Source organism: Streptomyces sp. YKOK-I1, assembly GCF_054660435.1.
In genome coordinates this window covers 3040754-3060174 of sequence record NZ_BAAGDR010000001.1, presented here as the reverse complement: position 1 = coordinate 3060174, position 19421 = coordinate 3040754, and the positions used below count along the sequence as shown (strand labels likewise).

Below are 19421 nucleotides of genomic sequence, written 5' to 3'. Positions count from 1 at the left end.
GAATTGGCGGGATCGTCACGCAACGTAGGGTCAAGCCCACATCACAGCATGTGAGTTACCTGAAAAAACTGCGTTGCGTGACGTGATTTTTGTGGCTGGGGATTTGAACTGATCACAGCGAGGTCACTAAGGTCTGGTGCTCGAACCTCCACACGGGTGATCACTCAAAAGAAGGAGCCCGTCTCCGTGGCGTCCCACCGTCGACCGAAGCAGCCGTCCCGCGCACGCGTGACCGTGCTGACCACCGCAGCCGCCGCTGCCGTCGTGCTGAGCTCCCAGGCCGCCAACGCGGCCCCCAGCGAGAAGCTCAGCAAGGACGAGGTGAAGACGAAGGTCGACAAGCTCTACGAGGAGACGGAGCAGGCCACCGAGAAGCTCAACGGGGCCGAGGAGAAGCAGGAGAAGCTCCAGAAGGAGATCTCCACCATCCAGGACAACGTCGCCCGCGGCCAGGAGGAGCTCAACGAGCTGCGCGACTCCATAGGCCTGGCGGCCGCCGCCCAGTACCGCACGGGCACGATCGACTCCTCCCTCCAGCTCTTCCTGTCCTCGAACCCGGACGACTACCTGGACAAGGCGTCCACCGCCGACCAGCTCAGCGCCCAGCAGGTCGAGGCGCTGAAGAAGATCCAGGAGAAGCAGCGCGAGCTGGCGCAGGAGCGCTCCGAGGCCGCCGACAAGCTCAAGGACCTCTCGGCCACCCGCGCCGAGCTGGCCAAGCAGAAGAAGGCGGTGCAGAGCAAGCTCGCCCAGGCGCAGAAGCTGCTCAACACCCTCACCGCCAAGGAGAAGGCCGCGCTGGCCGCCGAGGACGACCGCGCCAGCCGCTCCTCCGCCGAGCGCGTCGACCTCGGTGACACGGGGACCGCCTCCGGCCGTGCCGCCGCCGCCTTCTCGGCCGCCCAGTCCAAGATCGGCTCGCCGTACGTCTACGGCGCCTCCGGCCCCTCCTCCTTCGACTGCTCGGGTCTGACCTCCTGGGCCTACGCCCAGGCCGGCGTCTCCATCCCGCGCACCTCCGAGGCGCAGTCCAGCTACGGCACGAAGATCTACTCCGTCGGTGACCTCAAGGTCGGCGACCTGGTCTTCTTCTTCAACGACCTGCACCACGTGGGCCTGTACGCGGGCAACGGCCAGATCCTGCACGCGCCGCGCACCGGCACGGTCGTCCGCTACGAGTCGATGAGCACCATCGGCGGCCCCTTCATGTGGGGCGTCCGCGTCTGACGCTCACCGGGTCCCGGTCCTTCCAAGATCAGGACACGGCACCGCCCGAACGGGCGAATTACGGCAACCCGAAGTGACCCCCGCCCCGCCGGTGACCTGCGTCAGCGGCGGGGCGTCACGTTGTGTGCCCGCGAAGGTCTTTGGCCGCCCCCCTGACACGGGGCTACTGTCTGCCGCGTTTCGTCCGCCAGTGGAAGGAGCGCGGCTTCCCGTGGGGTCCCATCGCCGCCTTGCACCGTCCGGGTTCGACCGGGGCGCCGCCGGAGCCCTCGGTGTGCTGTCCGCCGCGGCCGCCGCCCTCGGCTCCCTGACCGCCGTAACCGCCGTACCGGCCTCGGCCGCGCCGCACGACGACACCCGGTCCGAGGTGGACCGCCTCTACGAGGAGGCGGAGCAGGCCACCGAGGCCTTCAACGAGGCCGGCGAGCGCGCCGAGGTCCTGCGCGGGCGGCTGCGCCACGCCCAGGACCGGATCGCCCGCCAGCAGGGGCACGTCAACGATCTGCGCGAGGAGCTCGGTTCGCTGGCCGGCGCCCAGTACCGCTCCGGCGGACTCGACCCGTCCCTCGCGCTGCTGTTCTCCGACGACCCGGCCGACTACCTCGACAAGGCGTCCGTCCTGAACCGGATCTCCGCCCACCAGGCGGGCGAACTCAGGGAGCTCCAGCTCGCGCTGCGGGACCTCGCCCAGGAGCGCACCGAGGCCGCCGGGCAGCTCGCCGAGCTGGAGAAGAGCCGCAAGGCGGTCGCCGGCCACAAGCGGACCGTCGAGCGCAAGCTCGCCCGGGCCCGGCAGCTCCTCGACGCCCTGCCGGCCGCCGAGCGCGCCGCCTACGACCGGGCCTCCCGTTCCGGCCGCAGCGACCTGCCCGGCCTCACGGGCGCCGTCCCCGACTCGGGCCGTGCGGCCGCCGCCCTCGCCGCCGCCCGCTCCGCCCTCGGCCGGCCCTACGTCTGGGGCGCCAACGGGCCCACCGGCTTCGACTGTTCGGGCCTGATGCAGTGGTCGTACGCGCAGGCCGGGGTGGCTCTGCCCCGCACCTCGCAGGCCCAGGCGCACACCGGCCGCCGCGTCCCGCTCTCCGAGGCCCGGCCGGGCGACATCGTCACCTACCGCTCCGACGCCAGCCATGTCGGCATGTACGCAGGCAACGGCCAGGTCATCCACGCGCCCTACCCGGGCGCCCCGGTGCGCTACGACCCGGTCGGGATGATGCCGGTGTCCTCGGTGACACGGCCCTGACCGGGGCCCAGGCCCTGTCGTCACCTTCCCTCCCCCAGAGGGGGTGCCCCCAGCCGTGCGACGACACGACCTCGCGGGGACGGCCGTACGATCGGGAGGATGGCTGGTCGTGGGCGGGTGCGCGGATCCGGGGTCCCCGGTCTCTGTCTGCTGCTCGTCGGCCTCCTCCTCGTCGGCTGCGGCGGCAGGCCCGCCACCGACACCTCCCGGACCGAGGTGCAGCGGGTGCTGGACCGGCGGGCGGCGGCCGTCCTGCACCACGACGCCGACGCCTACGCCGCCACCGGCGCCCGCGCGGACTACGCCCGGCTGCGGGCCGTGCCCCTCGCGGCCTGGTCGTACCGGGTGACCTCGGTGCGCCGGGACGGCGGCACGCTGACCGCCGGCGCCGAGCTGAGCTACCGCATCCGGGACTACGACAGCGCCCCGGTCACCGTCGCCCGCACCCTGCGGCTGGCCCGGGACGCGGGCGGGCGCTGGGGCGTGACCTCCGAGCGGCCCGCGCAGAAGGCGGCCGAGCAGCTCTGGGACCAGGGCGAGGTGACCGTGGTGCGCGGTGAGCACAGCCTGGTCCTGGGCACCGGGCAGACCGCGGAGCGGCTGCGGGCCTTCGCCGGTCTCGCCGACGACGCCGTCCCGTCGGTGTCGGCGGCCTGGGGCACGGACTGGGCGGGGCGCGTCGTGGTCCTCGTCCCGAAGTCGCTGAACGGCATGGCGGCCCTGCTCGGCTCGCCCGCCTCCTCCTACCGGGGCATCGCCGCGGTGACGACCGGCGAGACCGGGGGCGGGGCCGACGGACGGGCGCGGTTCCCGGCGGACCGGGTGGTGGTCAACCCCGACGCGTACGCCCTGCTCGGCGGGCTGGGCCGGCAGGTCGTCCTCACCCACGAGACCACCCATGTGGCCACCCGCGCCCACACCGACGCGGCCACCCCGCTGTGGCTGTCCGAGGGATACGCCGACTGGGTCGGCTACCGCGACTCCGGGCGCACCCCGCGCCAGGTCGCGCCCGAGCTCCGGAGCGCGGTCACCGGGGGCCGCGTCCCGGCCGCGCTGCCCACCGACGCCGACTTCGGCTTCTCCGGCGACCCGGACCGGCTGGCCCGGGCCTACGAGGGCGGCTGGCTGGCCTGCCGGATGATCGCCGAGCGGTGGGGCGAGGTGAAGCTGGACGCGTTCTACCGGGCCGTCGGGGCGCACCAGGAGCGCGCCGGGGCGGTCGAGGGGGCCCTGCGGAGCGTGCTGGGCGTGTCCCTGCCGCAGCTGACCGCGGACTGGCAGGCGTATCTGCGCGCTCAGCTCGGCTGAGCCAGCACCTCGATCGCCTCGGCCAGCCATTCCCGCTCGGCCGCGCCCGTCGCCCGCGCCACCCGCAGCATGCCCTGCCGGAACAGGTCCCCGGCCGTCTCCGCGGCCACCGGCTCGCGGCCCTCGTAGAAGAAGCTCGTCGGGGTCAGGAGGAAGTCCAGCCGTCGGCGCAGCACGGCCGCCTGCTCCCGCCGGTCGGGCAGGTGCCGCAGGAAGGCCAGCACCGTGTTGAAGCGGACCTGGTCGCTGATCTCGACCGGCTTGGGGTGCCGCAGCCGCTCCAGCAGGTCCTCGCGGCCCGGTCCGGTGAGCGACAGCACCCGGCGCGGGGCCGCGCTCACCCCGTCCTCGGTGCGCTGGTCGAGCTTGCCGGCGGTGACCAGACGTGTGATCGCCGGGTACAGCGCGCCGTCGCTGACCGGGCGGACATGACCGCTCAGCGCGGTGATCCGTTCCTTCAGCTCATAGCCGTGCAGCGGCTCTTCGGCGAGGAAGCCGAGGATCGACAGCTCCAGCATCGTGCTCCCTTGCGGTGGGTGACGCGCTCATGCTACCTCTTTTCGAGCTACCTCGAATCGAGGTAGCTGACGCCAGGGGGACCCATGAACGCTCATCGCAAGCACCTCGTCCGGCTCGCCCACCCCGTCTACTTCTCGCTGCTCGCCTCGGTCGCCGCCGGGATCATCAACACCGTCTGGGTCTCGCGGCTCGGCGGCCCGGCGGTCGCCGCCGTCGCGATCGCCACCAACGCCGAGAACGTGCTGCTCGGCGTCGCCCTGGTCTTCGCCTCCGGGACGACCGTGCTGGTCGCGCACGCCCGGGGCGCCCGGGATCCGGGGGCCGTCCGGGCGGCCGTACGGGGCGGCTGGGCGCTCTGCGCGGTCGTCACCCCGGTCGTCGCGGCCGGCGGATATCTGCTGCGCGAGCCGCTGGCCCGGCTCGTCCTCGGGGCGGACGGCGGTCCGGCGCTGCCGCTCGCCGTCTCCTACTTCGCGATCTCGATGCCCGGCACGGCCGTGTTCTTCGCGCAGAACCTCGTCGACGGCATCCTCAAGGGCACGGGGGACACGAAGACGCCCCTGCGCCTCGCCCTCCTCGCCAACGGCCTGATCCTGGTCTGCGACCCCTTCCTCATCCACCTCTACGGCGTCCGGGGCGCGGCCGCCTCCACCGTGCTGTGCCGCTGCGTGGCCCTCGCCGTGGGGCTGGTCGTCCTGCGGCGCAACGCCCTGCTGCGGACGGCGGCCGGGTGCGCGCCCGGGGCCACTGCGGGCGCCTCGCTGCGGCGGACCCTGGTCACCGGGCTGCCCATGTCCGCCGACTTCACCGTGCGGCAGGCCGGCGCGCTCGGTCTGGTGGCGGTGGTGGCCCGCCTCGGGGTGACGGCGGTGGCCGCCTACGCGATCGCCTACAAGGTCATGTACGTGGCGACCATGGCCTTCTACTCCGTGCGCCAGGCCGCCTCCATCCACACCGCGCACACCGAGGGGGAAGGGCGGGACGAGCGGCGGGCGATCGGGCGGCAGGCAGTGCTGGTGTCCGGGAGCGCCGGGGGAGCGGCGGCCGTCCTGCTGTTCCTCACGGCGCCCTGGATCATGGCCGCCTTCGGCGCCGGGCCCGCCGTGGCCCACGAGGGCGTGTGGTTCCTGCGCTGCGTCGGGCCGTACCTGCTGCTGATGGCCGGGTTCATCGCCCTCGGCGGGGTCTTCGAGGGCAGCGGGGGAGCGCCGGTGCTGCTGCGGGTGACCCTGCTCGGCACGGCCGTCCAGCTGCCGCTCGCCCACGCGCTGTCCGGGCTCGGGCTGCCGGGGGTCTGTCTCGCGCTGGCGCTCGCGATGGGGGTGCAGTGCGCCGCGGTGGGGCTGGTGTCGCGGAGCGTGTGGCGTCAGGAGGAGGCCGGGGCCGCCTCGCTCGTCCGGGCGGCCTGATCCGGCACCGGATCCCCGTCCGGTGCGCGCCCGGGCACGGTCGAGCGCCACAGCCGTACGGCGGCGGCCAGCGCGGCGGTCAGCAGCAGGCCGTTGCGCGCGAACAGCAGGGCCAGCCCGAGCGGGGTGCTGTTGACGACGTCCGCGAAGTACACCGGGAACTCCAGCACGGTCACCGCGGACGCGGCCAGGACCAGCACGGCGGGGCCGGTCATCCGGGTCGCGTGGGAGCACAGGCAGACCGCGGCCAGGCCCACCAGCCACACCAGGTACTGCGGGCTGATCACCCGGCTGGTCACCGTGAAGAGCAGGACGGCCGTGAACGCCGCGTCGGCCAGGGTGTGCGGCGCGATCCGGCGCGCCGTCAGCCGCCACAGCAGCAGCCAGCCGCACGCGACCGCCGTCAGGAACAGCGCCACGTCGCTCACCACGGACACGTACGGGCCGAGGAACTCCACCGAGCCGTAGTTCAGCAGCACCCGCCCCTGCCAGCCGAACTGCCGGGCCACATGGAAGACGAGGGCGCCGAGCGACTCCACCTCGGTGCCCCGGTCGCGCTGGAAGGTGAGGAAGGCGAAGGCGCCCGGCATCAGCAGCGCGAACAGGCCCGCGAGCGCGGCCACCGTCACCGCCGCCGCGCCCCACGCCCGGCGCCGCACCGCGCCCGCCAGCAGCAGCACCGGCCACACCTTCAGCAGCGCGGCGAAGCCGGTGAGCGCGCCCATCGTCCGGGGGTGCCGGACGCCCGCGAGGAGGGCCGCCACGGCGACCGCGGTGACCATCACGTCGTAGCGGGCGTAGACCGTCGGGCCGAGCAGCGGCAGGCCCACCACCCACAGCCAGGCGCCGCGCGGCGAGCGGCGGGGACGCAGGCCCGCGTTCAGCAGCAGCACGAGGACGGCCAGGTCGGCCAGGAAGGCCAGGACGAAGAACGCCTGCGCGTAGTCGAGGAACGGCAGCAGGGCGGGGGAGAGGATCGCGAGGGCGGCGGCGGGCGGGTACTGCCAGGTGACGTCCGCCGACGGGAAGCTGCCGGTGCGCAGCACCTCGTACCAGCCCTGGTAGATGGACGACACGTCGGTCGTCACGTCCGGGCCGGGGAAGAGGAACACCCGGAAGACGAACAGGAGCAGCACGAGCCGGGTCACGCCCCAGACTGTCAGCAGCGGGGCCAGCGGCGGTCTCGGGGCCTTCGTCGTCATGGGGCCATGATCCTGCGGGCGGCTGTGAGGCGCGGCCCGGCGCGGCTGTGAGCGGGGTGTGGACGGGGCCGGCGGGCGGGGTTTGGATAGGGTCGGCCCCGATGCACAAGACCCTGATCGTGACGAACGACTTTCCGCCCCGTCCCGGTGGTATCCAGGCGTTCCTGCACAACATGGCGCTCCGGCTCGACCCCGACCGGCTCGTCGTGTACGCCTCCACCTGGAAGCGGGGCCGGGAGGGTGCCGAGGCGACCGCCGCCTTCGACGCCGAGCAGCCCTTCACCGTCGTACGGGACTCCACGACGATGCTGCTGCCCACGCCCGGGGCGACCCGGCGGGCGGTCGGGCTGCTGCGGGAGCACGGGTGCACCTCGGTGTGGTTCGGGGCCGCCGCGCCGCTCGGGCTGATGGCGCCCGCGCTGCGCCGGGCCGGCGCCGAGCGGCTGATCGCCACCACGCACGGGCACGAGGCCGGCTGGGCGCAGCTGCCCGCGGCCCGGCAGCTGCTGGGCCGGATCGGGGACGCCACCGACACGATCACCTATCTGGGCGAGTACACCCGCTCGCGGATAGCGACGGCGCTGAGCCCGGCGGCGGCCGGGCGGATGGTGCAGCTGCCGCCGGGCGTCGACGAGAAGACCTTCCACCCCGGCTCGGGCGGCGACGAGGTGCGGGCCCGGCTCGGGCTGACCGACCGGCCGGTGGTCGTGTGCGTCTCGCGGCTGGTGCCGCGCAAGGGCCAGGACACACTGATCCTCGCCCTGCCCCGGATCCTGGCCGCCGTGCCGGACGCCGTCCTGCTGATCGTCGGCGGTGGGCCGTACGAGAAGGACCTGCGCCGGCTGGCCCGGGAGACCGGGGTCGGCGCCTCCGTGCGGTTCACCGGGGCGGTGCCCTGGAGCGAACTGCCCGCGCACTACGGCGCCGGGGACGTCTTCGCGATGCCCTGCCGGACCCGGCGGGGCGGACTGGACGTCGAGGGCCTCGGGATCGTCTACCTGGAGGCGTCCGCCACCGGGCTGCCCGTCGTCGCCGGGGACTCCGGCGGGGCGCCCGACGCGGTGCTCGACGGGGAGACGGGCTGGGTCGTGCGGGGCGGCTCCCCGGCCGAGGCCGCCGAGCGGATCGTCGCCCTCCTCGGGGACGCCGAGCTGCGCCGTCGCATGGGGGAGCGGGGGCGGCGCTGGGTGGAGGAGAAGTGGCGCTGGGACCTGCTCGCGGAGCGGCTGAAAACCTTGCTCTAGACTTTTCGCCTTTTGCTCTAGCCGGACGGCGGAAATCCGCTGATGCTGCGCACATGACAGCCAAACTGATGCAGCGTCAGCTGACGAGACGTCAAATCCTTGGTATGGCCGCCCTCCAGACGGCGGCCACCCTCGGCTTCACCCGCATCGGCCTGCAGTCGGCCCGCGCGGACGAGCCCGCCGCGGTCGAGTCCGCGCCCGCGATCGTCATCGGCTCCGGCTACGGAGCCGCCGTCGCCGCCCTGCGCCTCGGCCAGGCCGGCATCCGCACGCTCGTCCTCGAGATGGGCCGGCTCTGGAACACCGCCGGCGCCGACGGCAAGATCTTCTGCAACACCGCCAGCCCCGACCAGCGCTCCATGTGGTTCAAGACCCGCACCGAGGCGCCGCTGGCCACCTTCCTCTGGCTGGACGTCGTCAACAAGGACATCAGCCCCTACCCCGGCGTCCTGGACCGGGTGCACTTCGACAACATGTCCGTCTTCGTGGGCCGCGGGGTCGGTGGCGGCTCCCTGGTCAACGGCTCGATGGCGGTCACCCCGCTCCAGTCCTACTTCGCCGAGCAGTTCCCGACCGTCGACGTCACCGAGATGTACAGCACCTACTACCCGCGGGCCCGCGCCATGCTCGGCGTCAACACGATCGACCCCGCCTGGTTCGAGTCGACCGAGTGGTACCAGTTCAGCCGCACCTCCCGGAAGGCCGCCGCCAACACCGGTCTGAAGACCACCTTCGTGCCCAGCGTCTACGACTTCGGCTACATGCAGCGCGAGGCCGCCGGGACCGCCACGAAGTCCGCCCTCGGACAGGAGGTCATCTACGGCAACAACTACGGCAAGAAGAGCCTCGACAAGACCTATCTGGCCTCCGCCCTCGGCACCGGCAACGTCACCATCCACACCATGGAGAAGGTCACCGCGATCAGCCGGGCGAGCGACGGCACCTGGCTGCTGACCGTCCAGCGCATCGACGACACCGGCGCCGTCGTCGAGACCAAGCAGTACGGCTGCACCTATCTGTTCCTCGGCGCGGGCAGCCTCGGCACCAGCGAACTCCTGGTCCGGGCACGGCAGACGGGCGCGCTCCCGGCGCTGGACGCCAGCGTCGGCACCGGCTGGGGCACCAACGGCAACGTGATGCTCGGCCGGGCCAACCACCTGTGGGACACGGTCGGCGCCAACCAGTCGACCATGCCGGTCATGGGCATCGACGACTGGGCCAACGCCGACAACCCCGTCTTCGCCGAGATCGCCCCGCTGCCCACCGGCCTGGAGCACTGGGTCAGCCTCTATCTGGCGATCACCAAGAACCCCGAACGGGCCGCCTTCTCCTGGACCAACGGCGCGCTCAAGCTGAGCTGGAGCGCCGCCCAGAGCGCGGTCTCGGTGAGCATGGCGAAGAAGCTCTTCGACCGGATCAACTCCGCCAACGCGACGATCTACCGGTACGACCTCTTCGGCTCGTCCAGCAAGATCTTCGCCGACGACTTCACCTACCACCCGCTCGGCGGCTGTGTGCTGGGCAGGTCCACCGACAACTACGGGCGCGTGAAGGGATATTCCAGGCTCTACGTCACCGACGGCTCGCTGGTGCCGGGCAACATCGGCGTCAACCCGTTCGTCACCATCACCGCGCTCGCCGAACGCACGATGGCGCGGGTCCTCGCCGAGGACGCCGCGCCATGATCGTGCCGCTCGCGTGACTACTTGGCGTAGATCGCCTCGATCTCCGCCGCGAAGTCCTTCGCCACGACGTTGCGCTTGAGCTTGAGCGACGGCGTCAGATGGCCCGAGTCCTCCGTGAACTGGGAGGAGAGAATGCGGAACTTCCGCACCGATTCCGCCTTCGACACCGCGGCGTTGCCGTCGTCGACCGCCGACTGGATCGCGGCCAGCAGGTCCGGGTCCTGGTGGAGCGACGCCGCGGTGGACCCCGCCGGCTTGCCGTGCTCGGCGGCCCAGCGGCCCAGGAACTCCTCGTCGACCGTGACCAGCGCGCCCACGAACGGCCGCCCGTCGCCCACCACCATGCACTCCGCGACCAGCGCGTGCGCCCGGATCCGGTCCTCGATCACGGCCGGGGCGACGTTCTTGCCGCCCGCGGTGACGATGATCTCCTTCTTGCGGCCGGTGATCCTGAGGTAGCCGTCCTCGTCGAGGGTGCCCACGTCACCGGTGTGGAACCAGCCGTCCGCCAGCGCCTCGGCGGTCGCCGTGGGGTTGTTCCAGTACTCCTTGAACAGGTGCTCGCCGTGCAGCAGCACCTCGCCGTCGTCGGCGATCCGCACCACCGAGCCCGGCAGCGGCTGCCCGACCGTGCCGATCTTCTGCCGGTCCCAGGGGTTGAACGCGGTCGCCGCGCAGGACTCCGTCAGACCGTAGCCTTCCAGGACGGTGAAGCCGATGCCGCGGAAGAAGTGACCGAGCCGCTCACCGAGCGGCGCGCCGCCCGAGATCGCGTACTCGCCCCGGCCGCCCAGCACCGCCCGCAGCTTGCTGTAGACGAGCCGGTCGAACACCTTGTGCTTGATCTTCAGCCCGAGGGACGGCCCCGAGGGCAGGTCCAGCGCCCGGCTGTACGCGATCGCCGTGTCCGCCGCCTTGTCGAAGATCGCGCCCTTGCCGTCCGCCTGCGCCTTGGCCCGGGCCGAGTTGTAGACCTTCTCGAAGACACGCGGCACACCGAGGATCAGCGTCGGCCGGAAGGCGGCCAGCTCGTCGGTGAGGTTCTTGATGTCCGGGACCGTGCCCAGCTTGATCGGCGCCATCATCGGGGCGATCTGCACCAGTCGGCCGAACACGTGCGCGAGCGGCAGGAAGAGCAGCACACTGCACTCGCCCGTGCGGAACAGCGGCCGCAGCCGCTCCACCACGTTCCCGCACTCGGCGAAGAAGCTGCGGTGGGTGAGCACACAGCCCTTGGGCCGGCCGGTCGTGCCCGAGGTGTAGACGATGGTCGCCGGGTCGTCCGCCTTGGCGAGCGAGCCGCGCTCCTCGACGGTGCCGTCGGAGACGCCCTGGCCGAGCCGCCCGAGCTCCTCCACACCCCCGCCCTCGATCTGCCAGACGTGCTTCAGCGCCGACAGGGTGTCGCGCACCGACTCCACGGCGGCCGTGTGCGCGTCCAGCTCGACGATCATCGCGGTGGCGCCCGAGTCGGAGAGGATCCACTGCACCTGCTCCGGCGAGCTGGTCTCGTACACCGGCACGGTGACCGCGCCCGCGCACCAGATCGCGAAGTCCAGCAGCGTCCACTCGTAGCGGGTGCGCGACATCAGGGCGACCCGGTCCCCCGGCTGCACACCGGAGGCGATGAGGCCCTTGGCGGCGGCGTTCACCTCGGCCAGGAAGGCCGTCGCGGTCACGTCCTGCCAGGCGCCGTCCACCTTGCGGGCGATGACGGCCACATCGGGGTGCTGCGCGGCGTTTCTGCGGACGATGTCGGTCAGATTGCCGTCCGCGGGGACCTCGTACAAAGCCGGAAGGCTGAACTCGCGCAAGACTGCTGCTCCTCATAGGGCGCCGGCGCCACGACGTTGTGTGATGCGACGGTGCCGTCCACGGCTCGGGAGGTGCTCGGACATCGATGGTTGAAATCCTGAGCACGACTGGACTGCCCGGACGTTACCCGCCGGTATGGCGTCTTCGACAGGGGGGTCCGACGAGATGTTCGCTGCGTCACACAGATTGGTGTTTCCTCGCGCACAGTAGTCCACCCCTTTACTGACTGGCCAGTAACCGCTATTTCCGTCGGCACTGTTCACTTATGCCGCACACGCCTACTCTTGATCGTCATGGCCTCCACACCCGCCGGTAACCGCAGGACACGCATCCACGTGGTCAGTGACGTGCACGGCAACGCCCGTGACCTGGCCCGGGCCGGAGAGGGTGCGGACGCGCTGGTCTGTCTGGGCGACCTCGTCCTCTTCCTCGACTACGCCGACCACTCCCGCGGGATCTTCCCCGACCTCTTCGGCGTCGAGAACGCCGACCGGATCGTCGAGCTGCGCACCGCCCGCCGCTTCGAGGAGGCCCGCGAACTCGGCCGGCGGCTGTGGGCCGGCGTCGACGGCGACCGGGCCGCCGTCATCGAGAAGGCCGTGCGCAAGCAGTACGCCGAGCTGTTCACCGCCTTCCCGACCCCGACGTACGCCACCTACGGCAACGTCGACATGCCCCAGCTCTGGCACGAGTTCGCCGGCCCCGGCACCACCGTCCTGGACGGCGAACGGGTGGAGATCGGCGGCCGGGTCTTCGGCTTCGTCGGCGGCGGGCTCCGCACGGCCATGCGCACGCCGTACGAGATCAGCGACGAGGAGTACGCCGCGAAGATCGAGGCCGTCGGCGAGGTCGACGTGCTCTGCACCCACATCCCGCCCGAGGTGCCCGAACTCGTCTACGACACCGTCGCGCGCCGCTTCGAACGCGGCAGCCGCGCCCTGCTGGACGCGATCCACCGCACCCGCCCCCGGTACTCCCTCTTCGGACACGTCCACCAGCCGCTGGCCCGCCGGATGCGGATCGGCGCCACCGAATGCGTCAACGTCGGACACTTCGCGGGGAGCGGGAAGCCCTGGGCGCTGGAGTGGTGACGAGGGCCGGTGACCTGATCACGAGGTGGGGTGAAGGCGGCAGGTCGGGCGCGCGGTAGCCTTCACGCTGCACACACGTACCTTTACGGGCCCGTATCCGGAGGAGTCACGGCGATGGCGGAACACACCAGCTCGAGCATCACGATCGAGGCGGCACCGGCCGACGTCATGGCCGTGATCGCGGACTTCGCCCGCTACCCCGACTGGACCGGCGAGGTGAAGCAGGCGGAGGTCCTCAAGGAGGACGGCCAGGGGCGCGCCGAGCAGGTGCGGCTCGTCATGGACGCCGGCGCGATCAAGGACGACCAGGTGCTGGGCTACACCTGGACCGGGGAGCACGAGGTGTCCTGGACGCTGGTGAAGTCCCAGATGCTCCGCCAGCTCGACGGGTCGTACCTCCTCAAGCCGGCCGGGGCGGGCGCCACCGAGGTCACCTACCAGCTGACCGTCGACGTCAAGATCCCGATGCTGGGGATGATCAAGCGCAAGGCCGAGAAGGTCATCATCGACCGGGCGCTGGCCGGTCTGAAGAAGCGGGTCGAGTCCGGTAAGTAGGCTCAACCGGTAAGCAGGCTTAAAGCGCGTCTCGGTTAGCGTTCCTCCTCATGCGCACCCTCTTGATCATCGGACCCGGCGGCAGCGGGCGTACGACCGTCGCGGCCGCCACCGCGCTGGACGCCGCCCGCGCCGGCGTGCGGACCCTCGTCCTCAGCGCCGACCGGGGCGACAGCCTCGGGGCCGCCCTCGGCGTCGCGACCGGCGGCGAGCCGGTGCGGGTCCTGTCGCACCTCACCGCCTGGCGGCCCGACGCCACCACCGGGTTCCGCGACGACCTCGCCGGATTCCAGGACCGCGCCTCCACCGTGCTCGATCTGCTCGGGGCCGCCCGCCTGGACACCGAGGAGGTCACCCCGCTCCCCGGGGCCGAGGAGCTGACCCTGCTGCGGGCCCTGCGGGACGCCGCCCTCGCCGAGGCGCACGAGCTGCTCGTCGTCGACCTGCCGCCCACCGCCCAGGCCCTGGCGCTGCTCGCGCTCCCCGAGGAACTGCGCCGCTATCTGCGCCGGCTGCTGCCGCCGGAGCGCCAGGCCGCCCGTGCGCTGCGGCCCGTCCTCGGACGGCTCGCCGGGGTGCCCATGCCCGCCGAGTGGCTGTACGAGACCACCGGCCGCTGGGACCTGGAGCTGGCCGCCGTGGAGGCGGTCCTCGCCGACCGCCGCACCGCCGTACGGCTCGTCGCCGAACCCGGCCCCGCCGGGGCCGACGCCGTCCGGGACGCCCGCCTCGGCCTCGCCCTGCGCGCCCTGCCCGTCGAGTCGCTCGTCGCCAACCGGGTCCTGCCGGAGGCCGCGGCCGACGACGGCTGGCTCGGCCGGCTGGTCGGCCAGCAGCGCAAGGCCCTCGGGGAGTGGGAGGGCGCGGCGCGGACCGTCGCCCACCTGGGCCACGACCCGCGCGGCGCCGACGACCTCACGGCGCTCGCCGTGCCCCCCGTCAACACGGCCGCCTCCCCGGTCGAGTGGGCCGTCGCCGACCGCCTCGCCGAGGACGGCGTCCTCGTCTGGCACCTCCCGCTGCCCGGCGCCCTGCGCGACGAGCTGGACCTCATCCGGCGCGGCGACGAACTCGTCCTCGCCGCCGGACCCTTCCGCCGGATCGTCCCGCTGCCCTCGGCCCTGCGCCGCTGCACCGTGGAGGGCGCCGCCCTGCGCGACGGCGAGCTGCGCATCCGGTTCGCGCCGGATCCCGGCCTGTGGCCGCAGGGACGGTGAACGGCGTACCCCCGTTCGGGTAACGTCGAGAGGGGCGACCGTCATCGGCGTCGTCCCGTCAGGACAGCAGCAGGACAGCAGAAGCCATCAGGAGTCCGTCATGAGCGAAGAGCGCCCCACGCCCGACGCCGCCCGGGACGAGGCCGCCGAGGAGCCCCGCGCGACCGACGCAGACGCCTGGGCCACCGCCTGTGCCGAGGACCTGGCCCGCGAGAAGGCCCGCCGCCGGGCCGGACAGGGCCGACCGGAGGGCACGGCAGCCGAGGAACTGCGCAGGCTCGTCGAGACCGTCGCCGACAAGCTCTCCGGCATCCAGTCCCCGCTGCTCGGCGCGGTCGCGGGCGGCGCCGCCCAGCAGGTGGTCCGCCAGGTCGTCCAGCAGGCCAAGGCCGCCGTCGAACCCGTCATCGAGCGCAACCCCGATGTCTTCGACCACCTCGCGGCGGCCGGCGGCGAACTCCTCGCCGCCTACCGCTCCGCCGTCCAGCACCAGGAACAGCGCTGGACGAGCCCCGACCGCGACCTGAAGGACGACCCGCGCGACGACCCCCGCGACGGCGGCGAGGACACCGGCCCGGGACAGCGCATCGACCTCGACTGACCGCGCGGACCCTCGAGGAAGCCCCGGGGCGCCTGTCCGCCCGGCGGACGACGGGAATCCGGGAACAGCGGCTCGGGTACCGTTGGCCGTAGCGGGGCTCGACCGAAACTGAGGGATTCATGGGACTCACCATCGGCGTCGACATCGGCGGCACGAAGATCGCGGCCGGCGTGGTCGACGAGGAAGGCAACATCCTCTCGACCTTCAAGGTGCCGACCCCCACCACGCCCGAGGCCATCGTGGACGCCATCGCCTCGGCCGTGGAGGGCGCCCGCGCGGGCCACGAGATCGTCGGTGTGGGCATCGGAGCCGCCGGTTACGTCAACCGGCAGCGTTCCACCGTCTACTTCGCGCCCAACATCGACTGGCGCCAGGAACCGCTCAAGGACGACGTCGAGGCCCGCGTGGGCCTCCCGGTCGTCGTCGAGAACGACGCCAACGCGGCCGCCTGGGGCGAGTACAAGTTCGGCGCGGGCAAGGGCCACCGCAACGTCATCTGCATCACGCTCGGCACCGGCCTCGGCGGCGGCATCATCATCGGCAACAAGCTGCGCCGCGGCCACTTCGGCGTCGCCGCCGAGTTCGGCCACATCCGGATGGTCCCGGACGGCCTGCTGTGCGGCTGCGGTTCGCAGGGCTGCTGGGAGCAGTACGCCTCCGGCCGCGCCCTCGTGCGGTACGCCAAGCAGCGCGCCAACGCCACCCCGGAGAACGCCGAGATCCTGCTCGCCCTCGGCGACGGCTCCCCCGAGGGCATCGAGGGCAAGCACATCTCCATGGCCGCCCGCCAGGGCGACCCGGTCGCCGTCGACTCCTACCGTGAACTGGCCCGTTGGGCCGGCGCCGGCCTCGCCGACCTCGCCTCCCTCTTCGACCCCTCCGCCTTCATCGTCGGCGGCGGCCTCTCCGACGAGGGCGAACTGGTCCTCGACCCGATCCGTAAGTCGTACAAGCGCTGGCTGGTGGGCGGCAACTGGCGCCCGGTCGCCGATGTGATCGCCGCCCAGCTGGGCAACAAGGCGGGCCTGGTCGGCGCGGCGGACCTGGCGAGAGAGCCGGATCCCATCATGTAGCGGTCACTTCCTGCGCAGGGGCCACGGGGCCCACCCAGGGGCGCGGGGAACTGCGCGACAAGCCACGACGATCCGGCGGTCGCGCACATTCCTCGCGCTCCACCTCATGGGGCGTAAATTGACCACCATGCCGCAGCTCCCCAACTCCCGCACCGAGCCCGACGGTTCGGCCGTCGTCAGGGTCCTGAGCTACAACATCCGCTCGATGCGCGACGACACCGCCGCCCTCGCCCGCATCATCACCGCCTGCGCCCCCGACCTGGTCCTCCTCCAGGAATCACCGCTCTTCTTCCGCTGGCGCAAGAAACTCGCCCGCCTCGCCGCCGCCACCGACCTGGTGATCCTCACCGGCGGCGGCACGGCAGCGGGCCCGGCCGTCCTGTGTTCCCTCCGCGCCACCGTGGAACGCACGGAGGACGTCCTGCTCCCCCTCATCCCCGGCCGGCACCGCCGAGGCCTCGCCACGGCCGTCGTACGACTCGCCGGCGCCCGCCTCGGTGTGATCAGCTGCCACCTCAGCCTCCACAAGGACGAGCGGTACGACCAGAGCGGCATGCTCCTCGACCGCCTCGCCGGACTGGGCGTGGACCACGCGATCGCCGGCGGCGACATCAACGAGCGGCCCGACGGCCCCGCCTTCAGCCGTCTCGCCGACGCCCTGAGCGACTGCCGCACCACCGCGCCCTGGGGCGCCGAGCACACCTTCCCCGCCGCCGCCCCCGACCGCCGTATCGACGGCATCTTCGCCACCGAGGGCGTGGAGGTCCTCGGCTGCGGCGTCCCCCGCGACCTCCCCGGCGTCACCGGGAACGACCTGAGGGCGGCCACGGACCACCTCCCGGTCCTGGCCGCCCTCAGAATCCCCGCTTCCTGAAACCTCAGACCACGGCCCCCCGGCCGGGATCCCCGTCGTCCTCGTCGTCCGGTCGCATCCGCACCACCAGCGTGGCGAAGCCGCCGAGGAAGCCGCCGACGCAGACCGTCGTCAGCCACCACGTCATGTCCCAGCCCAGCAGCACCGCCAGCAACAGCAGCAGCGGCCCGCCGACCACCCCGAGCCAGGCGAACTTGGCCGTGGTGTCGGCGGCCGGCAACGGCGGCGGCTCCGGCGGCACGAAGTGCCCCTCGTCCTCCTCGTCGAAGTCCTCCTCGGCCGGTTCCGGCGCGCTGTAGTCGCGCGGGCCGACACCGGGCGCGAACGAGACGGAGCTGCCGAGCGGCTTGGCCGGTTTCGGCTCCTGTTCCTCCCCGGAGTCACGGGGTTCGTCCTCGTTCGTCCGGGTCTCCAGCAGGGCCAGGTCCTCGATCGACTTGAACGGCTTGGCCCCCGGCGGGTCCGGCGGTTCGTCCCCGTACCCCGCGACGATCGCCGCCCACGCGGCGTCCTCGTCGAAGGGCACGTTCTGCTCCTCCGGCTCCTGGCCCCGACGGGCATCCTGGCCGTCCAGGCCCTCCCGCTCGTCCCGGTTCTCCCGGTCCTCGCGGTCGGAGTCGTGCTCAGCCACCTACGGCCGTCCCTTCCTTGCCGACACTGGGCGCGATCCGGGCGATGAACGCGTAGCTCTCCTCGAAGATCCGGTCCGCATCGTGGTCCAACGTTGCCACGTGGTAGCTCTGTTCCAGGAGGATCTCGGTCACGTCCGTGGACGAGACCCGGCTGAGCACCCGGGCCGGGTCGGCCGCTGGGACCACATGGTCCTGGACGCTGCGCAGCAGCAGCAGCGGCTGTGTGACCTGCGGAAGCTCCCCGTCGATCTGCCGCAGCAGGATCCGCAGCGAGTGCGCCGCGCGCAGCGGCACCCGGTCGTACCCGGTCTCGACGGTCCCCTCCTTCGCGATGTCGCTCGCGATCCCCTTCGTGGAGCGCACGAAGTGGTGGGCCACCGGGAGGGCGTACGCCGACAGCCCGTGCACCTTGTTCGCCGGGTTGACCACGATCAGGCCCTCGACGCCCGCGCCGTGCTTCGCCGCCAGCCGCAGCGCCAGCGCGCCGCCCATGGACAGTCCGGCCACGAACACCCGGGAGCACCGCTCGCGCAGGGCGCGCAGCTCGCGGTCCACCTCCGCGTACCAGTCGGGGCCGCCGGTGAGGGCCATGTCCTCCCAGCGGGTGCCGTGCCCCGGCAGCAGGGGCACCGACACGGTGAGACCCCGGCCGGCCAGATACCGGGCCCAGGGGCGCAAGGACTGAGGGGAACCGGTGAAGCCGTGGCAGAGGAGGACCCCGACCTCCCCGCCCTCGTGGCGGTACGGCTCGGCTCCAGGAAGGACCGGCACCTTCGGTCTCCTGTCTTCGTCTGTTCTGCATGAGAGGGACGTGAGGTTCACGGTACGCGACCCCACTGACACCGACCAGGGCCGTCGGAGCCTTTGCCGCCGCTCCGGGTTAAGGTCTGAGGACACATACAGGAGGCACTGGGTTGTTGTACGGCGCGATGAAGGTCGCTATCGGGGGACCACTGAAGGTCACCTTCAGGCCCTGGGTTGAAGGCCTCGAGAACATTCCCGCCGAGGGCCCCGCGATCCTGGCGAGCAACCACCTGTCCTTCTCGGACTCGTTCTTCCTGCCCGCGGTCCTGGACCGCAAGGTCACGTTCATCGCCAAGGCCGAGTACTTCACCACGCCCGGCCTCAAGGGCAGGCTCACGGCCGCCTTCTTCAAGGGCGTCGGCCAGCTCCCGGTGGACCGCTCCGGCGCGCGCGGCGCGGGGGAGGCCGCGATCAAGAGCGGCATAGACGTGCTGGAGCGCGGTGAGCTGTTCGGCATCTACCCCGAGGGCACCCGCTCGCCCGACGGCCGCCTCTACCGCGGCAAGCCGGGCGGCCTCGCGCGCGTGGCGCTCGCCACCGGCGCGCCCGTCATCCCCGTCGCCATGATCGACACGGAGAAGATCCAGCCGCCGGGCAAGGTGATGCCCAAGGTCATGCGGCCCGGCATCCGGATCGGCGCGCCGCTGGACTTCAGCCGCTACGAGGGCATGGACCACGACCGTTTCGTGCTGCGGGCACTGACGGACGAGGTGATGTACGAGATCATGAAGCTCTCCGGCCAGGAGTACGTCGACATCTACGCGACCGCCGCCAAACGGCAGATCGCGGAGGCGGCCAAGGCCGGCAGGGAGGCCGGGAAGGCCGCGCGGGCGGCGCTCGCACAGGCCGAGAAGGACCAGGCCAAGAAGGAACAGCAGCAGTAGCGGAACAAGAGCAGCAGGGGACGCTCCGGGGGCGGGGG

18 protein-coding genes are annotated in these 19421 nt (G+C 72.3%); 13 read left to right on the top strand and 5 right to left on the bottom strand.

The window, feature by feature from the left end; translation table 11 throughout:
* The first annotated feature begins 186 nt into the window (after nt 1–186).
* From ACYQ8Q_RS13220 to ACYQ8Q_RS13210, 3 genes are all read left to right on the top strand, one after another.
* Entirely contained in the window at nt 187–1227 is a 1041-nt protein-coding gene (locus ACYQ8Q_RS13220) for a C40 family peptidase (protein ID WP_460064687.1), read from the top strand.
* A 211-nt stretch (nt 1228–1438) separates the two neighbouring features.
* Nucleotides 1439–2470, top strand: coding sequence for a C40 family peptidase (locus ACYQ8Q_RS13215; RefSeq protein WP_460064685.1), 1032 nt, complete (start codon nt 1439–1441; stop codon nt 2468–2470).
* Between the two features lie 99 nt (nt 2471–2569).
* Nucleotides 2570–3778 (top strand): hypothetical protein, encoded by a 1209-nt coding sequence (locus ACYQ8Q_RS13210; RefSeq protein WP_460064683.1) that lies wholly within the window; start codon nt 2570–2572, stop codon nt 3776–3778.
* On the opposite strand, the gene ACYQ8Q_RS13205 is transcribed toward ACYQ8Q_RS13210, so the two are convergent.
* Nucleotides 3766–4296: a PadR family transcriptional regulator gene (locus tag ACYQ8Q_RS13205; RefSeq protein ID WP_460064681.1), complete on the bottom strand. Its 531-nt coding sequence runs from the start codon at nt 4294–4296 to the stop codon at nt 3766–3768. The genes ACYQ8Q_RS13210 and ACYQ8Q_RS13205 overlap by 13 nt on opposite strands.
* A gap of 84 nt (nt 4297–4380) precedes the next feature.
* Here ACYQ8Q_RS13205 and ACYQ8Q_RS13200 point away from each other — a divergent pair, with 84 nt between their 5' ends.
* A complete protein-coding gene (locus ACYQ8Q_RS13200) occupies nt 4381–5706 on the top strand; it encodes an MATE family efflux transporter (RefSeq protein WP_460064679.1) in 1326 nt (441 codons plus the stop codon).
* Here the strand turns inward: ACYQ8Q_RS13200 and ACYQ8Q_RS13195 are convergent.
* Nucleotides 5664–6908 carry a glycosyltransferase 87 family protein gene (locus tag ACYQ8Q_RS13195; protein ID WP_460064677.1) on the bottom strand — a complete coding sequence of 415 codons (1245 nt, stop codon included), beginning with the start codon at nt 6906–6908 and terminating at the stop codon, nt 5664–5666. The two genes, ACYQ8Q_RS13200 and ACYQ8Q_RS13195, sit on opposite strands and share 43 nt — an antisense overlap.
* A gap of 101 nt (nt 6909–7009) precedes the next feature.
* Here ACYQ8Q_RS13195 and ACYQ8Q_RS13190 point away from each other — a divergent pair, with 101 nt between their 5' ends.
* Nucleotides 7010–8152 (top strand): glycosyltransferase family 4 protein, encoded by a 1143-nt coding sequence (locus ACYQ8Q_RS13190; protein WP_460064675.1) that lies wholly within the window; start codon nt 7010–7012, stop codon nt 8150–8152.
* A gap of 68 nt (nt 8153–8220) precedes the next feature.
* Nucleotides 8221–9837 carry a GMC oxidoreductase gene (locus tag ACYQ8Q_RS13185; RefSeq protein ID WP_460073295.1) on the top strand — a complete coding sequence of 539 codons (1617 nt, stop codon included), beginning with the start codon at nt 8221–8223 and terminating at the stop codon, nt 9835–9837.
* 17 nt (nt 9838–9854) lie between these two features.
* On the opposite strand, the gene ACYQ8Q_RS13180 is transcribed toward ACYQ8Q_RS13185, so the two are convergent.
* On the bottom strand, nt 9855–11651 hold the full coding sequence (locus ACYQ8Q_RS13180) for an AMP-dependent synthetase/ligase (protein ID WP_460064673.1): 1797 nt from the start codon (nt 11649–11651) through the stop codon (nt 9855–9857).
* A 336-nt stretch (nt 11652–11987) separates the two neighbouring features.
* Between ACYQ8Q_RS13180 and ACYQ8Q_RS13175 the strand changes: the two genes are divergently transcribed.
* The 6 genes from ACYQ8Q_RS13175 (at nt 11988) to ACYQ8Q_RS13150 (ending at nt 17063) form a co-directional block, all read left to right on the top strand.
* On the top strand, nt 11988–12743 hold the full coding sequence (locus ACYQ8Q_RS13175) for a metallophosphoesterase family protein (RefSeq protein ID WP_460073294.1): 756 nt from the start codon (nt 11988–11990) through the stop codon (nt 12741–12743).
* 114 nt (nt 12744–12857) lie between these two features.
* Nucleotides 12858–13298, top strand: a complete 441-nt coding sequence (locus tag ACYQ8Q_RS13170; protein ID WP_055631456.1) for an SRPBCC family protein — start codon at nt 12858–12860, stop codon at nt 13296–13298.
* 50 nt (nt 13299–13348) lie between these two features.
* Nucleotides 13349–14515 carry an ArsA family ATPase gene (locus ACYQ8Q_RS13165; protein ID WP_460064670.1) on the top strand — a complete coding sequence of 389 codons (1167 nt, stop codon included), beginning with the start codon at nt 13349–13351 and terminating at the stop codon, nt 14513–14515.
* A 100-nt stretch (nt 14516–14615) separates the two neighbouring features.
* Nucleotides 14616–15116 (top strand): DUF5304 family protein, encoded by a 501-nt coding sequence (locus ACYQ8Q_RS13160; protein ID WP_460064668.1) that lies wholly within the window; start codon nt 14616–14618, stop codon nt 15114–15116.
* Between the two features lie 119 nt (nt 15117–15235).
* Nucleotides 15236–16189 carry an ROK family glucokinase gene (locus tag ACYQ8Q_RS13155; protein ID WP_055631459.1) on the top strand — a complete coding sequence of 318 codons (954 nt, stop codon included), beginning with the start codon at nt 15236–15238 and terminating at the stop codon, nt 16187–16189.
* 127 nt (nt 16190–16316) lie between these two features.
* On the top strand, nt 16317–17063 hold the full coding sequence (locus ACYQ8Q_RS13150) for an endonuclease/exonuclease/phosphatase family protein (protein WP_460064666.1): 747 nt from the start codon (nt 16317–16319) through the stop codon (nt 17061–17063).
* A gap of 4 nt (nt 17064–17067) precedes the next feature.
* On the opposite strand, the gene ACYQ8Q_RS13145 is transcribed toward ACYQ8Q_RS13150, so the two are convergent.
* Nucleotides 17068–17694 carry a hypothetical protein gene (locus ACYQ8Q_RS13145; RefSeq protein WP_460064664.1) on the bottom strand — a complete coding sequence of 209 codons (627 nt, stop codon included), beginning with the start codon at nt 17692–17694 and terminating at the stop codon, nt 17068–17070.
* The gene (locus ACYQ8Q_RS13140; protein WP_460064662.1) at nt 17687–18466 is read right to left on the bottom strand and encodes an alpha/beta hydrolase; all 780 of its coding nucleotides are present in this window, start codon (nt 18464–18466) and stop codon (nt 17687–17689) included. The genes ACYQ8Q_RS13145 and ACYQ8Q_RS13140 overlap by 8 nt, the downstream gene beginning before the upstream one ends.
* Nucleotides 18467–18624: 158 nt before the next feature.
* On the opposite strand from ACYQ8Q_RS13140, the gene ACYQ8Q_RS13135 reads away from it, so the two are divergent.
* On the top strand, nt 18625–19383 hold the full coding sequence (locus tag ACYQ8Q_RS13135; protein ID WP_460064661.1) for a lysophospholipid acyltransferase family protein: 759 nt from the start codon (nt 18625–18627) through the stop codon (nt 19381–19383).
* The last annotated feature ends 38 nt before the right edge of the window (nt 19384–19421 follow it).